Consider the following 12943-nt stretch of genomic DNA (forward strand, 5'->3'; position numbering starts at 1 on the left):
ATCCTTTCAGGCGGCGGTCAGCGGAGCCGACTCAGATGTCGAGGAAGCGGACGTCCTTGGCGTTGCGCTGGATGAAGGAGCGCCGGGCCTCGACGTCCTCACCCATCAGCACCGAGAACAGGTCGTCGGCCTGCGCCGCGTCGTCGAGCGTGACCTGGCCGAGCACGCGGTGGTCCACGTCCATGGTGGTGACGCGCAGTTCCTCGGCGTTCATCTCGCCCAGACCCTTGAAGCGCTGGATCGAGTCTTCCTTGATCCGCTTGCCGTTCTGCTTGCCGAGCTCCACGAGGGCGTCGCGCTCGCGGTCCGAGTACGCGTACTCGAAGTCGTCCCGGCCCCACTTGATCTTGTAGAGCGGCGGGCGCGACAGGTACACGTGACCGGCCTCGACCAGCGGCCGCATGAAGCGGAAGAGGAAGGTCAACAACAGGGTGTTGATGTGCTGGCCGTCGACGTCGGCGTCCGCCATCAGGATGATCTTGTGATAGCGGAGCTTCTCGATGTCGAAGTCCTCGTGCACACCGGTACCGAAGGCACTGATCAGCGCCTGGACCTCGGTGTTCTGGAGGATCTTGTCGATCCGCGCCTTCTCGACGTTCAGGATCTTGCCGCGGATCGGCAGGATGGCCTGGTACATCGGGTTGCGGCCGGACTTCGCGGAGCCACCGGCCGAGTCACCCTCGACGATGAAGATCTCGCACTTGGTCGGATCGTTCGACTGGCAGTCGGACAGCTTGCCCGGCAGCGAGGCGCTCTCCAGCAGACCCTTGCGCCGCGTGAGGTCACGGGCCTTGCGGGCCGCGACGCGCGCCGTGGCCGCCTGGATCGACTTGCGGATGATGTCCGCGGCCTCGACCGGGTTGCGGTCGAACCAGTCGTTGAGGTGCTCGTGGACGACCTTCTGCACGAAGGTCTTGGCCTCCGTGTTGCCCAGCTTGGTCTTCGTCTGGCCCTCGAACTGGGGCTCGCCCAGCTTGACCGAGATGATCGCCGTCAGACCCTCGCGGATGTCCTCGCCGGCGAGGTTGTCGTCCTTCTCGCGCAGCAGCTTCTTGTCGCGCGCGTAACGGTTCACCAGACCCGTCAGGGCCGCACGGAAGCCCTCCTCGTGCGTACCGCCCTCGTGCGTGTGGATCGTGTTCGCGAAGGAGTAGACGCCCTCCGTGTACTGCGAGTTCCACTGCATCGCGATCTCGACCGAGAGCATGCGCTCCTTGTCCTCGGCCTCGACGTCGATGACGGTCGGGTGGATGAGCTCACCCTTGCGCGAGTTGAGGTACTTCACGAAGTCGACGATGCCGCCCTCGTAGTAGTACTTCACCGTGCGCGCCTGGGGCTCGGCCGCGTCCGCGTCCGGGTCGTCGGCGCCCGCGGTCGCCTTCGCCGACTCGCGCTCGTCGGTCAGCGTCAGGGTGAGGCCCTTGTTGAGGAAGGCCATCTCCTGGAAGCGCCGCGACAGCGTCTCGAAGGAGTACTCGGTCGTCTCGAAGATGTCGCCGTCGGCCCAGAAGGTGACCGAGGTGCCGGTCTCGGCGGTCTCCTCGTTCTTGGCCAGCGGGGCCGTCGGCACGCCCAGCTTGTAGTCCTGGGTCCAGCGGTGGCCGTCCGTCTTGACCTCGACCGCGACCTTGGTCGACAGGGCGTTCACGACGGACACGCCGACACCGTGCAGACCACCGGAGACGGCGTAGCCGCCGCCGCCGAACTTGCCACCCGCGTGCAGGACCGTCAGGACGACCTCGACGGCCGGCTTGCCCTCGGACGGGACGATGCCGACCGGGATACCGCGACCGTTGTCGACCACGCGCACCCCGCCGTCGGCGAGGATCGTCACGTCGATGGTGTCCGCGTGTCCGGCCAGCGCCTCGTCGACCGAGTTGTCGACGACCTCATAGACGAGGTGGTGCAGACCACGCTCGCCCGTCGAGCCGATGTACATACCCGGCCGCTTGCGGACCGCGTCCAGGCCCTCAAGGACCTGGATCGCACTGGCGTCGTAATTCTTCTCGTTGGAGTCGCCGGAATCGGCCACGAAGCGCCCTTTCTGGCACAGCGCAGCCCGTACTCCGGACCAGCAAGGCGCCGGTGGAGCGGCCGCGTCGATCTGCGTTGTCTGCGTGATCCCGCGAACGGGCGGGATTTGCTCCAGTCTACCGGTACCACGGACATGAATGGGGGTTTGCCGGTACCTGAGTCCGCATGTGCCGCCCTGAACCTCCTCTCTCCGACTCCCCACATCCGGGGAGGGGCTCAAAGAGGCTCACACGGGCACCCAGCGCTTCGGCCTGTCAACCTCCGGCTACCGTGAGGGACGCCACCCGCCGGGCCGCCTACTCACCCGTAGGTGTCGCCCGGGCCCTTGCTGCCCGGAGCCCGCCACGGCCCGTAGCCCTTCGGCCGGCCGCCGGGCCCCTGGACCTTGATCAGGCGTACCGTGCCCTGGCCCAGATCCGCGTTCAGCCGCGCGACCAGCTGCGGGGCCAGCAGCTTCAGCTGCGCCGCCCACGCCGAGGAATCGCACCGCACGACAAGCTCACGATCCTCGTACCGCTGCGGTTCACAGTGGGCCGCGATCTCCGGGCCGACGATCTCCGCCCAGCGCTCCATCACGCCCGCCACCGCCATCGGCATCTCCCAGCCGCGTTCGGTGCGCAGCCGGTCGAGCGCCGCCATGAGCGGCATCGGGTCCCGGCCGTCCGCACGGGCCCCCGAGCGCAGCCCCGGCTGCCGCCCCTTCTTCCCGCCGACCGCGTTGCCCCGGGCCCGCGCCTGCTCGCGCGCCGCCGCGAGGGCCTGGCGCGCGAGGTCCACCCCGGAGGCCTCCGGGGTCCTGCGACCCTCCTGCGGATCCTTGGCCTGCTCGTTCACAACCGGGTCACCTCACCGCCGGACACCCCGAACCGCGTTCCGACCAGCACCCCCGGAACGTCGTCGTCCACCGCCGCCGTCACCAGGACCTGCTCGCCCGGGGCCACCAGCTCCGCCAGCCGCTCCCGACGCCGGGCGTCCAGCTCCGCGAACACGTCGTCCAGGATCAGCACGGGCTCGCTGCCCTCCGAGCGCAGCAGCTCGTACGAGGCCAGCCGCAGCGCCAGCGCGTACGACCACGACTCCCCGTGGCTCGCGTACCCCTTCGCGGGCAGCTCCCCGAGCCGCAGCACCAGGTCGTCGCGGTGCGGGCCCACCAGGGTCACACCGCGCTCGATCTCCTGCTTGCGCACCTCGGCCAGGGCCGCCAGCAGCGCCTCGTAGAGGGCCTCGCGGGTGCGCGCCGCACCGCTGTCCACCGGCTCGCCGACCGAGGACCTGTACGCCAGGCCCAAGGGGCCGCCGCCGGGCGCGAGCTGTTCGTAGGCCTTGTCCGCCAGGGGCAGCAGGGTCGCGATCAGGTCGAGGCGCTGGACGAGCAGCTCCGCGCCCACGCGCGCGAGGTGCTGGTCCCACACGTCGAGGGTGGACAGGTCCAAGGACCGGCCGCCGTGCCGGCGGGCCATCGCCGCGGACTTCAGGAGGGTGTTGCGCTGCTTGAGCACCCGCTCGTAGTCGGAGCGGACGGCGGCCATCCGCGGCGAGCGCGCCGTGACCAGCTCGTCCAGGAACCGGCGCCGCTCGCCCGGGTCGCCCTTGACCAGGGCCAGATCCTCCGGCGCGAACAGCACCGTCCGTATGATCCCCAGCACGTCCCGCGGCCTGACCTGCGAGGAACGGTTGATCCGGGCCCGGTTCGCCCGGCCGGGGTTGAGTTCCAGCTCGACCAGCTGCTGCCGCTCGCCCTGGGTGACGGCGGCCCGGATGATCGCCCGGTCCGCGCCCATCCGCACGAGCGGGGCGTCCGAGGAGACCCGGTGGCTGCCGAGGGTCGCCAGATAGCCGATCGCCTCGACGAGGTTGGTCTTCCCCTGGCCGTTGGGGCCCACGAAAGCGGTGACGCCCGGGTCGAGGGGAACCTCGGCCCGGGCGTACGAGCGGAAGTCGGCCAATGAGAGATGCGAAACGTGCATACGGCGCCGACCTCCCCCGGCTTCCCACTACTCGCTGTGGTGCTGTGCTGCTGTCCCTGCGGGCCTCTCGGCCCCGGGCTGTGACGTGCTACTTCTTCTCGACCGCGTGGCCGCCGAACTGGTTGCGCAGCGCGGCGATCATCTTCATCTGCGGGGAGTCGTCCTGCCGCGAGGCGAAACGCGCGAACAGCGACGCGGTGATCGCGGGCAGCGGTACGGCGTTGTCGATCGCCGCCTCCACCGTCCAGCGTCCCTCGCCGGAGTCCTGGGCGAAGCCACGCAGCTGCTCCAGGTGCTCGTCCTCGTCGAGGGCGTTCACGGCCAGGTCCAGCAGCCAGGAGCGGATGACGGTGCCTTCCTGCCAGGAGCGGAAGACCTCGCGGACGTCGGTGACCGAGTCCACCTTCTCCAGGAGCTCCCAGCCCTCGGCGTAGGCCTGCATCATGGCGTACTCGATGCCGTTGTGGACCATCTTCGCGAAGTGGCCGGCGCCGACCTTGCCGGCGTGCACGGCGCCGAACTCGCCCTCGGGCTTGAGCGCGTCGAAGACCGGCTGCACCCGGGCCACGTCCTCGGCGGCGCCGCCGTACATGAGCGCGTAGCCGTTCTCCAGACCCCAGACGCCGCCGGAGACACCGCAGTCGACGAAGCCGATGCCCTTGGCCTTCAGCTCCTCGGCGTGCTTCTCGTCGTCGGTCCAGCGGGAGTTCCCGCCGTCGACGACGATGTCACCGGGCGACAGCAGCTCGGCGAGCTCGTCGACCGTGGACTGGGTGGCCGCACCGGCCGGGACCATGACCCACACGACGCGGGGGGCCTGCAGGCTGTCCACAAGTTCCTGCAGGCTGTGGACATCCGCGAGGTCCGGGTTGCGGTCGTATCCGATGACGGTGTGGCCTGCGCGGCGGATGCGCTCGCGCATGTTGCCGCCCATCTTGCCGAGACCGACGAGACCAAGCTCCATCAGGTGGTTCCTTAAGCGTTGTGGCCGTCTTTGCCGGGGCTTCCCCGGCCGTGTCCTCACCGGACGCGCGGGGGGTCGCCCACCGGATCCGAGCCTACGCCGGGCCGTGGCGGCGGGCCCTGCGGGCGCTCCATGGCGGCCGAACCGGCTTTCCGGGTTTCCCGGTTTCCGCGTTCCGAGCTTTCGAGCTTTCGAGCTTCGGGCTTCCGGGTCCTCCCCGGTGGCTCCCCACCCTGTGGACGACGTCGGGCCCGGTCCCGCTGCGTGCGAGACCGGGCCCGACGTCGACAGTGGGGCGTCAGCCGGACAGGCGCACCGGCATGATCAGGTACTTGTAGGCCTCGTCCGCCTCCGCGTCGATCGCCGGGCGGCCGCTGAGCAGCGCCGGCTTGGTCGACGTGGTGAAGCTGAGCTGGGCCACCGGGGACGCGATCGCGCTCAGGCCGTCCAGCAGGAAGGTCGGGTTGAAGGCGATCGAGATGTCGTCGCCGTCCAGCTGGGCGTCGACCCTTTCCACAGCCTGTGCGTCGTCGGAGGAACCGGCCTCCAGGATCAGCACGCCCTTCTCGAAGCTGAGGCGGACCGGGGTGTTGCGCTCGGCCACCAGGGCCACGCGCTTGACGGCCTCGACGAAGGGCGCGGTCTCGATCACGGCGATCGAGTTGAACTCCGTCGGGAACAGCGTCCGGTACTTGGGCAGGTCGCCTTCGAGCAGCCGGGTGGTGGTGCGGCGGCCGGCGCCCTCGAAACCGATCAGGCCCTCGCCCGCACCGGAGCCGGACAGCGCCAGGGTGACCGTGTCACCGCTGGTCAGCGAGTTGGCGATCTCCTGGAGCGTCTTGGCGGGCACCAGGGCCACGGCCGACGCCTCCGGGTTCTCCGGCTTCCACAGGAACTCGCGGACCGCGAAGCGGTAGCGGTCGGTGGAGGCCAGGGTGACGCGGTCGCCCTCGATCTCGATGCGGACACCGGTCAGCACCGGCAGCGTGTCGTCACGGCCGGCGGCGGTGGCCACCTGCTTGGCGGCGGAGGCGAAGACCTCGCCGGCGACGGTGCCGGTCGCGGTCGGCATCTGCGGCAGTGCCGGGTACTCCTCCACAGGCAGGGTGTGGAGTGTGAATCGCGAGGAGCCGCAGACCACGGTCGCCCGTACACCGTCTGTGGAAATCTCCACCGGTCGGTTGGGGAGGGCGCGGCAGATGTCGGCGAGCAGCCGGCCGGAGACCAGGACGGTGCCGTCCTCCTCGACGTCCGCCTCGACCGAGACCCGCGCCGAGACCTCGTAGTCGAAGCCGGAGAGGCTCAGGGTGCCTTCCTCGGCCTTGAGCAGCAGGCCCGCGAGGACGGGCACCGGCGGCCGGGCCGGGAGGCTACGGGCCGCCCAGGCCACCGCCTCCGCGAGTACGTCGCGCTCCACCCGGATCTTCACCGGAACCGCCTCCTGCTGTTGCTCGCTCGTCTGCCGGCCTTCGTCGTCGGCTCGTCGATGCCTCGACCGATGCCGGGGACCAGTCTGACGTACGACGCCGACACTCGGTGCGGCCGGCGGTCAAGTCGGGAGCGAGGCGTCGGGGCGGGCGATCGACGAGTTGTGCACAGGACCCGCTTGAAAACCGAAACCGGCCTAACTCTCCATGGGGGTAGTAGTAGGGCCTGTGGAAACGGTGGATAAGCCCGTTCTCGCAGGTCAACCCCGGTTTTTTATCCACCGACCCTGTGGGTGACACCGGTGGACAACCCCGTGTCTCTGTGGAGAACGAAAAGTTCTGCACAGGCTGTCCCCAGGTGACCCCGATTACTCCACAGGTGCGTCCCCAGCTTTCCCCCGGTACTCCACAACCCAAACGTCTACATCCGTGTGACGGCTTTCACTCCGGGCGGTGAGAGGGGGTGGTGTGTTGCCGAACAGTGGACAAGGGTGTGGAGAAGGCCGCGCATCCTGTGCACAGGACGTGGAAACCTGTGGGCCGACGGTGGACAACGCCGTGGACGGCGCTGTGGACGAAATATTTGTCCACAGCCTGTGGATGACGTTTGTGCACAATTCCACAGGGGGCTGACCTGCCCTGATGGAGACTCACCCCGCATGCCTGTGGACAGATTGTGGGCGACGCGACCCGTCCCCAGGGTGTGGACGGAAGAAAGTCTCCCAATCTGTGGATGAGTTGCTCCCGCGGGGGCGTATTCGAACAGGTCAGGGGCGCGCGAACGACGAAGGGCGCCCCCGTTGTGGACCGGGAGCGCCCTCTGAACGCGTTTGAAGAGGCCGTGGAGAGGCCCCGAACCGGGTGTGGAGGAGCCGGGCTCAGCCGTTCTTGATGCGGTTGGTGAGCTCGGTGACCTGGTTGTAGATGGAGCGTCGCTCGGCCATCAGAGCCCGGATCTTGCGGTCCGCGTGCATGACGGTCGTGTGGTCGCGGCCGCCGAACTGTGCCCCGATCTTGGGCAGTGAGAGGTCGGTGAGCTCACGGCACAGGTACATGGCGATCTGCCGGGCGGTGACCAGGACCCGGCTGCGCGAGGAGCCGCACAGGTCGTCCACGGTCAGGCCGAAGTAGTCGGCGGTGGCCGCCATGATGTCGGAGGCCGTGATCTCCGGAGCGCTGTCCTCGCCGCCCGGGATCAGGTTCTTCAGGACGTCCTCGGTGAGGCCCAGGTCGACCGGCTGCCGGTTGAGGCTCGCGAAAGCGGTGACCCGGATCAGCGCCCCCTCCAGCTCGCGGATGTTGCGCGAGATGCGGGAGGCGATGAACTCCAGTACCTCCGGCGGGGCGTTGAGCTGCTCCTGCACGGCCTTCTTGCGCAGGATCGCGATACGGGTCTCCAGCTCGGGCGGCTGGACATCCGTGATCAGGCCCCACTCGAAGCGGTTGCGGAGCCGGTCCTCCAGGGTCACCAACTGCTTGGGCGGCCGGTCGGAGGAGAGCACGATCTGCTTGTTGGCGTTGTGGAGCGTGTTGAAGGTGTGGAAGAACTCCTCCTGCGTCGACTCCTTGCTCGCGAGGAACTGGATGTCGTCGACGAGCAGGATGTCCATCTCGCGGTAGCGCTTGCGGAACGCGTCGCCCTTGCCGTCGCGGATCGAGTTGATGAACTCGTTGGTGAACTCCTCGGAGCTCACGTACCGCACCCGGGTACCGGGGTAGAGGCTCCGCGCGTAGTGCCCGATGGCGTGCAGCAGGTGCGTCTTGCCGAGGCCCGACTCCCCGTACACGAAAAGGGGGTTGTAGGCCTTCGCGGGCGCCTCGGCGACGGCCACCGCGGCGGCGTGCGCGAAGCGGTTGGACGCGCCGATGACGAAGGTGTCGAAGAGGTACTTGGGGTTCAGCCGCGCGGTCGGCTCCAGCGGGCCCGAGCTGGAGCCGCCGGACGGGGACGGCGCCGAGGGCCGGCCGGGGGCCTGGCGCGGCGCGGGCTGCTCGTACTGCTGGGGCTCGTACGACTGCTGCTCGTATTGATGGGACTGGTGCTGCTGCTGGGACTCGTACGGGGACTGCTCGTACTTCTGCTGCTCGTAGGAGCCCTGGTCGTAACCGGACGGCTCGGGCTGCTGGAGGTAGCCCGGCTGCGGGGACGCGTACGGGTCGCGCTCGGGGAAACCGCCGAGGCGCGGCTGCTGCCAGCCGTAGTCGTCCTGTTGGCCGCCGCGGGGCCAGGCGCCGGGCTCGGGGCGCTGCTGCTGGTAGTCCGGGTAGGCCGGGCGGGCGGTGGGGAGCTGGTCGTCGCCCGGGCCGCCGCCGGGGCGCTGGCCGCCGTACGGCTCGTACCCGCCCTGCTGCTGGACGGGCGGGGCGGGGGGCGCGGGCTCGCCGGCGGAGTCGTCCACGGTGATGGCGATCCGGATGGGGCGGCCGCACTCACGGCTGAGCGCGTCACTGATCAGTGGGGCGAGGCGGCCCTCCAGGACGCGCTTGCCCCATTCATTGGGGACGGCCAGCAGTGCGGTGTCGGCGACGAGTGCCAGGGGTTGACACCGCTCGACCCACTGCTTGTCCTTGGGCTCGATCCCCGGCTGTCCCTCTCCGAGGAGCTTTTCGAGCACCCTTGGCCACACTGCGGCAAGATCGGCAGGTACGTCAGCCACAGAGCACGCTCTCTCACAGGGGTCCCACGAATGTGTGGTTCTTTGGGACGGTCGGGACAAAAAATCCGGGGTCAGGCAACGGTAGTCAGGCCAGCGGGTACGGTTCAAGTCGTTGTCCACAGCCTGTGCACAGTGTGGGGCCCCGCCGGCTCGGTTTGACCGGATGGCGTAGCCGCGCGTACCGTAACGAGGTCGAGTTGTCGATGGCTGCTGCCGCCTGCCTACCGATGGGCGAAGGTCACTGATAGTGATCATTTAGCGGTGCCACTCGGGCGAACACGCGAGTTTCCTCGTGGGCGCACGGTGACAGCCAGGCGATGTCCCGCCACAACGATTCATTCTCTGGAGCCCCCGAGTGAGCAAGCGCACCTTCCAGCCGAACAACCGCCGTCGTGCCAAGACCCACGGCTTCCGCCTGCGGATGCGTACCCGTGCCGGTCGCGCGATCCTCGCGAACCGTCGTGGCAAGGGCCGCGCCGCCCTTTCCGCGTAACAACACGCAGGTCGTGACGTCGTGCTGTCTCCCGAGAATCGGCTGAGGCGGCGCGAGGACTTCGCGAGCGCGGTACGTCGAGGTCGTCGGGCTGGTCGCCCGCTCCTCGTCGTCCATCTACGTACAAGCGGTGCAACGGACCCGCACGAGTCGGGGGAGATCGATCCCTCGTCGCGTGCGGGTTTCGTCGTCAGCAAGGCTGTCGGCAACGCCGTCGTACGTAACCGGGTCAAGCGCCGTCTCCGCCATCTGGTCCGCGAGCGGCTGTCCCAGCTGCCCGCCGGTAGCCTGGTGGTGGTACGCGCGTTGCCCGGAGCGGGTGATGCCGGCCCCGACGAGCTGGCCCGGGACCTGGATGCCGCTCTGGTGCGGCTCCTGGGAGGCGTGGCTCGATGAAGTACCCGCTGCTCGCTTTGATCAAGCTGTACCAGTGGACGATCAGTCCGCTGCTCGGGCCGGTGTGCCGCTACTACCCGTCGTGTTCGCACTACGGGTACACGGCCATCGACCGGCATGGTGCGGTGAAGGGGACGGTCCTGACCGCCTGGCGGATCCTGCGGTGCAATCCGTGGTCCCCGGGTGGCGTGGACCATGTCCCACCCCGTAAACGCCCGCGTTGGCACGAGCAGCTGCGCAGTGCGTTGCGTAGATCTCGCAATGCTCAAGGAGCCTGATTAGTGGACACGATTGCCAGTCTGTTCAGCTTTATCACTTACCCCGTCTCGTGGATCATCGTCCAGTTCCACTCGATGTACGGGGCGATCTTCGGTGAGTCGAGTGGGTGGGCCTGGGGCCTGTCCATCGTGTCCCTTGTGATCTTGATCCGTATCTGTCTGATCCCGCTCTTCGTGAAGCAGATCAAGGCGACGCGGGGTATGCAGGCGCTCCAGCCGAAGATGAAGGCGATCCAGGAGCGCTACAAGAACGACAAGCAGCGCCAGTCCGAAGAGATGATGAAGCTGTACAAGGAGACGGGTACCAACCCGCTCTCCTCGTGCCTGCCCATCCTGGCGCAGTCCCCGTTCTTCTTCGCGCTGTACCACGTGCTGTCGAACATCGCCGACGGCAAGGCGGTCGGCGCGATGGACCAGCAGCTGGTCGACAGCGCCCGCGCGGCCAAGATCTTCGGTGCCCCGATCGCCGCGAAGTTCATGGACAGCCCGGAGAAGGTCGCCGCTCTCGGTGCCACCCTGACGGACGTCCGGATCGTGACCGCAGTCATGATCATCATGATGTCGCTGTCGCAGTTCTACACCCAGCGTCAGCTGATGCAGAAGAACGTCGACCTCTCGGTCAAGACGCCGTTCATGCAGCAGCAGAAGATGCTGATGTACATCTTCCCGGTGATCTTCGCGGTCATGGGCATCAACTTCCCCGTCGGTGTTCTCGTCTACTGGCTGACCACGAACGTGTGGACCATGGGCCAGCAGATGTACGTGATCAACCAGAACCCGACGCCGGGCAGCAAGGCGCAGGACCAGTACCTGACCCGCCTGCTGAAGCAGATCACCTCGCACGGTGAGCTCAAGGGCCGGGGCAAGAAGCGGGTCGTCTCGGCGATCGTCGCCAAGGGCCCGGACCGCAACGACAACGAGCGCAAGTTCATCGCCGCCCTCAGCAAGCAGGGCATGGCCGCCCAGGCCGACGGCTCCGTGATCAAGAGTGTCGAGGCCACGGCAGACTCGGATGCGGCGAGCGGTGGTGCCGCGAAGCGGCAGCAGCCGAAGCGCCAGTCGAAGTCGCAGCGTCAGACTCCCAGCAAGCCCGCTCCCAAGAAGTAAGAAGGAGTCCCTCCCGTGACGGAAGGCACCACCACCGCCGCCGCTGAGAGTGGCGACACCCTGACCCGCCTCGAACAGGAGGGTGAGATCGCGGCCGACTACCTCGAGGGTCTGCTGGACATCGCCGACCTGGACGGTGACATCGACATGGACGTCGAGGCCGACCGGGCTGCGGTGTCGATCGTCAGTGACTCCGCCGGCCGTGATCTGCAGAAGCTCGTGGGCCGCGACGGTGAGGTCCTGGAGGCTCTGCAGGAGCTGACCCGCCTCGCCGTGCACCGGGAGACCGGGGACCGCAGCCGGCTCATGCTGGACATCGCCGGGTTCCGCGCGAAGAAGCGTGAGGAGCTGGCGGCGCTGGGCGCCCAGGCCGCGGCGGACGTGAAGGCGTCCGGCGAGCCGCTGAAGCTGGCTCCGATGACCCCGTTCGAGCGGAAGGTCGTCCACGACGCCGTGGCGGCCGCCGGTCTGCGCAGCGAGTCCGAGGGCGAGGAGCCGCAGCGCTTCGTCGTTGTGCTCCCGGCCTGATCGTCGACGCGAGTTGTTTCGGCCCCGTCTGTGTCGCAGGCGGGGCCGATGTTTGTCAGCCTGGCCTGACAGGTGAACGACGCCTCATCTTGAAGACGTGGTTTTTTCAGAACCATGCGGTACGGAAGGACGGTCCCCGTGACGGAGGCAGCTGAGCTTCCCCCGGCGCCTGAAGAGGCGCGCGCGGTGTTCGGTGAGTTTTTCCCGGAAGCTGTGCGGTATGCGGAGCTGCTGGCGGACGCAGGAGTCAAGCGGGGCCTGATCGGGCCGCGTGAGGTGCCGCGCCTGTGGGAGCGGCACCTGCTGAACTGCGCTGTGCTGTCGGAGGTGGTGCCGCAGGGCGTCACCGTGTGCGACGTGGGCTCGGGTGCGGGTCTGCCCGGTATCCCGCTCGCCCTGGTGCGTCGGGATCTCAAGATCACGCTGCTCGAACCGCTGCTGCGGCGTACGACCTTCCTCCAGGAGGCCGTGGAGCTGCTGGGCCTCGACCACGTGACGGTGGTGCGCGGGCGGGCCGAGGAGGTCCTGGGCAAGCTGCAGCCGGTGCATGTGGTGACCGCGCGGGCGGTGGCTCCGCTGGACCGGCTGGCCGGCTGGGGCGTGCCCCTGCTGCGGCCGTACGGCGAGATGCTGGCCCTGAAGGGCGACACCGCGGACGACGAACTGGTGTCGGCGAAGACCGCGCTGGCGAAGCTGGGTGTGGTGAAGACCTCGGTGCTGCACGTGGGCGAGGGTCTGGTGGATCCTCTGTCGACGGTCGTGCGGGTCGAGGTCGGAGAGAGCCCCGGAGGGGTGAGGTTCGCGGCCAAGCGGGCTAAGGCGGCGCGGGTGGGGCGTACCCGCCGACGCCGGTGATCTTCCGCTGATTCGCCGAAAGCCGGGGCCCACACGGGAGATTTCATCCGTGTTGGGCCCTATAGGTATGGATTTCGGAGTGTCGTAGGGGCCGGGAGACTCCCTCCGGGCATCGTGTTTCACGTGAAACGTCGCTCTCTGCTGCACGGAATCATCAGCCGCGGTCGTGCGGCTGCGTCCCCCCTCCAGCGCAAGGACGCAAGGGGGACAGAGTTGTCCACAACGGTGGATTCATCC

At 68.3% G+C, this 12943-nt stretch carries 12 protein-coding genes; 6 read left to right on the forward strand and 6 right to left on the reverse strand.

What is annotated here, in order from left to right:
* Positions 1–31: 31 nt before the first annotated feature.
* The 6 genes from gyrB to dnaA form a co-directional block, all read right to left on the reverse strand.
* Positions 32–2053 (reverse strand): DNA topoisomerase (ATP-hydrolyzing) subunit B, encoded by a 2022-nt coding sequence (gene gyrB, locus ACWG52_RS19035; RefSeq protein ID WP_389804934.1) that lies wholly within the window; start codon positions 2051–2053, stop codon positions 32–34.
* A 281-nt stretch (positions 2054–2334) separates the two neighbouring features.
* Complete coding sequence (locus ACWG52_RS19040) at positions 2335–2868, reverse strand: DUF721 domain-containing protein (protein ID WP_389804365.1); 534 nt, start codon at positions 2866–2868, stop codon at positions 2335–2337.
* Positions 2865–4001 (reverse strand): DNA replication/repair protein RecF, encoded by a 1137-nt coding sequence (gene recF, locus ACWG52_RS19045; protein ID WP_390166623.1) that lies wholly within the window; start codon positions 3999–4001, stop codon positions 2865–2867. Before recF ends, ACWG52_RS19040 begins: the two co-directional genes overlap by 4 nt.
* A gap of 88 nt (positions 4002–4089) precedes the next feature.
* The gene (gene gnd / locus ACWG52_RS19050) at positions 4090–4965 is read right to left on the reverse strand and encodes a phosphogluconate dehydrogenase (NAD(+)-dependent, decarboxylating) (RefSeq protein ID WP_033214929.1); all 876 of its coding nucleotides are present in this window, start codon (positions 4963–4965) and stop codon (positions 4090–4092) included.
* Positions 4966–5263: 298 nt separating this feature from the next.
* Positions 5264–6394 carry a DNA polymerase III subunit beta gene (gene dnaN / locus ACWG52_RS19055; RefSeq protein WP_030713963.1) on the reverse strand — a complete coding sequence of 377 codons (1131 nt, stop codon included), beginning with the start codon at positions 6392–6394 and terminating at the stop codon, positions 5264–5266.
* An 876-nt stretch (positions 6395–7270) separates the two neighbouring features.
* On the reverse strand, positions 7271–9049 hold the full coding sequence (gene dnaA / locus ACWG52_RS19060) for a chromosomal replication initiator protein DnaA (protein ID WP_389804372.1): 1779 nt from the start codon (positions 9047–9049) through the stop codon (positions 7271–7273).
* 355 nt (positions 9050–9404) lie between these two features.
* On the opposite strand from dnaA, the gene rpmH reads away from it, so the two are divergent.
* From rpmH to rsmG, 6 genes are all read left to right on the forward strand, one after another.
* Positions 9405–9542 (forward strand): 50S ribosomal protein L34, encoded by a 138-nt coding sequence (rpmH, locus tag ACWG52_RS19065; protein WP_008741645.1) that lies wholly within the window; start codon positions 9405–9407, stop codon positions 9540–9542.
* Between the two features lie 21 nt (positions 9543–9563).
* Positions 9564–9938, forward strand: coding sequence for a ribonuclease P protein component (gene rnpA, locus ACWG52_RS19070; RefSeq protein ID WP_078851074.1), 375 nt, complete (start codon positions 9564–9566; stop codon positions 9936–9938).
* Positions 9935–10216, forward strand: a complete 282-nt coding sequence (gene yidD / locus ACWG52_RS19075) for a membrane protein insertion efficiency factor YidD (protein ID WP_075970728.1) — start codon at positions 9935–9937, stop codon at positions 10214–10216. The genes rnpA and yidD overlap by 4 nt, the downstream gene beginning before the upstream one ends.
* A gap of 3 nt (positions 10217–10219) precedes the next feature.
* The gene (yidC, locus tag ACWG52_RS19080; RefSeq protein WP_033214936.1) at positions 10220–11323 is read left to right on the forward strand and encodes a membrane protein insertase YidC; all 1104 of its coding nucleotides are present in this window, start codon (positions 10220–10222) and stop codon (positions 11321–11323) included.
* 15 nt (positions 11324–11338) lie between these two features.
* Entirely contained in the window at positions 11339–11851 is a 513-nt protein-coding gene (locus ACWG52_RS19085; protein ID WP_030755362.1) for a Jag family protein, read from the forward strand.
* A 138-nt stretch (positions 11852–11989) separates the two neighbouring features.
* Positions 11990–12706 carry a 16S rRNA (guanine(527)-N(7))-methyltransferase RsmG gene (rsmG, locus tag ACWG52_RS19090; RefSeq protein ID WP_390166626.1) on the forward strand — a complete coding sequence of 239 codons (717 nt, stop codon included), beginning with the start codon at positions 11990–11992 and terminating at the stop codon, positions 12704–12706.
* Positions 12707–12943: the final 237 nt, after the last annotated feature.

The sequence above is a fragment of the Streptomyces sp. CLCI03 genome (genome assembly GCF_053615355.1).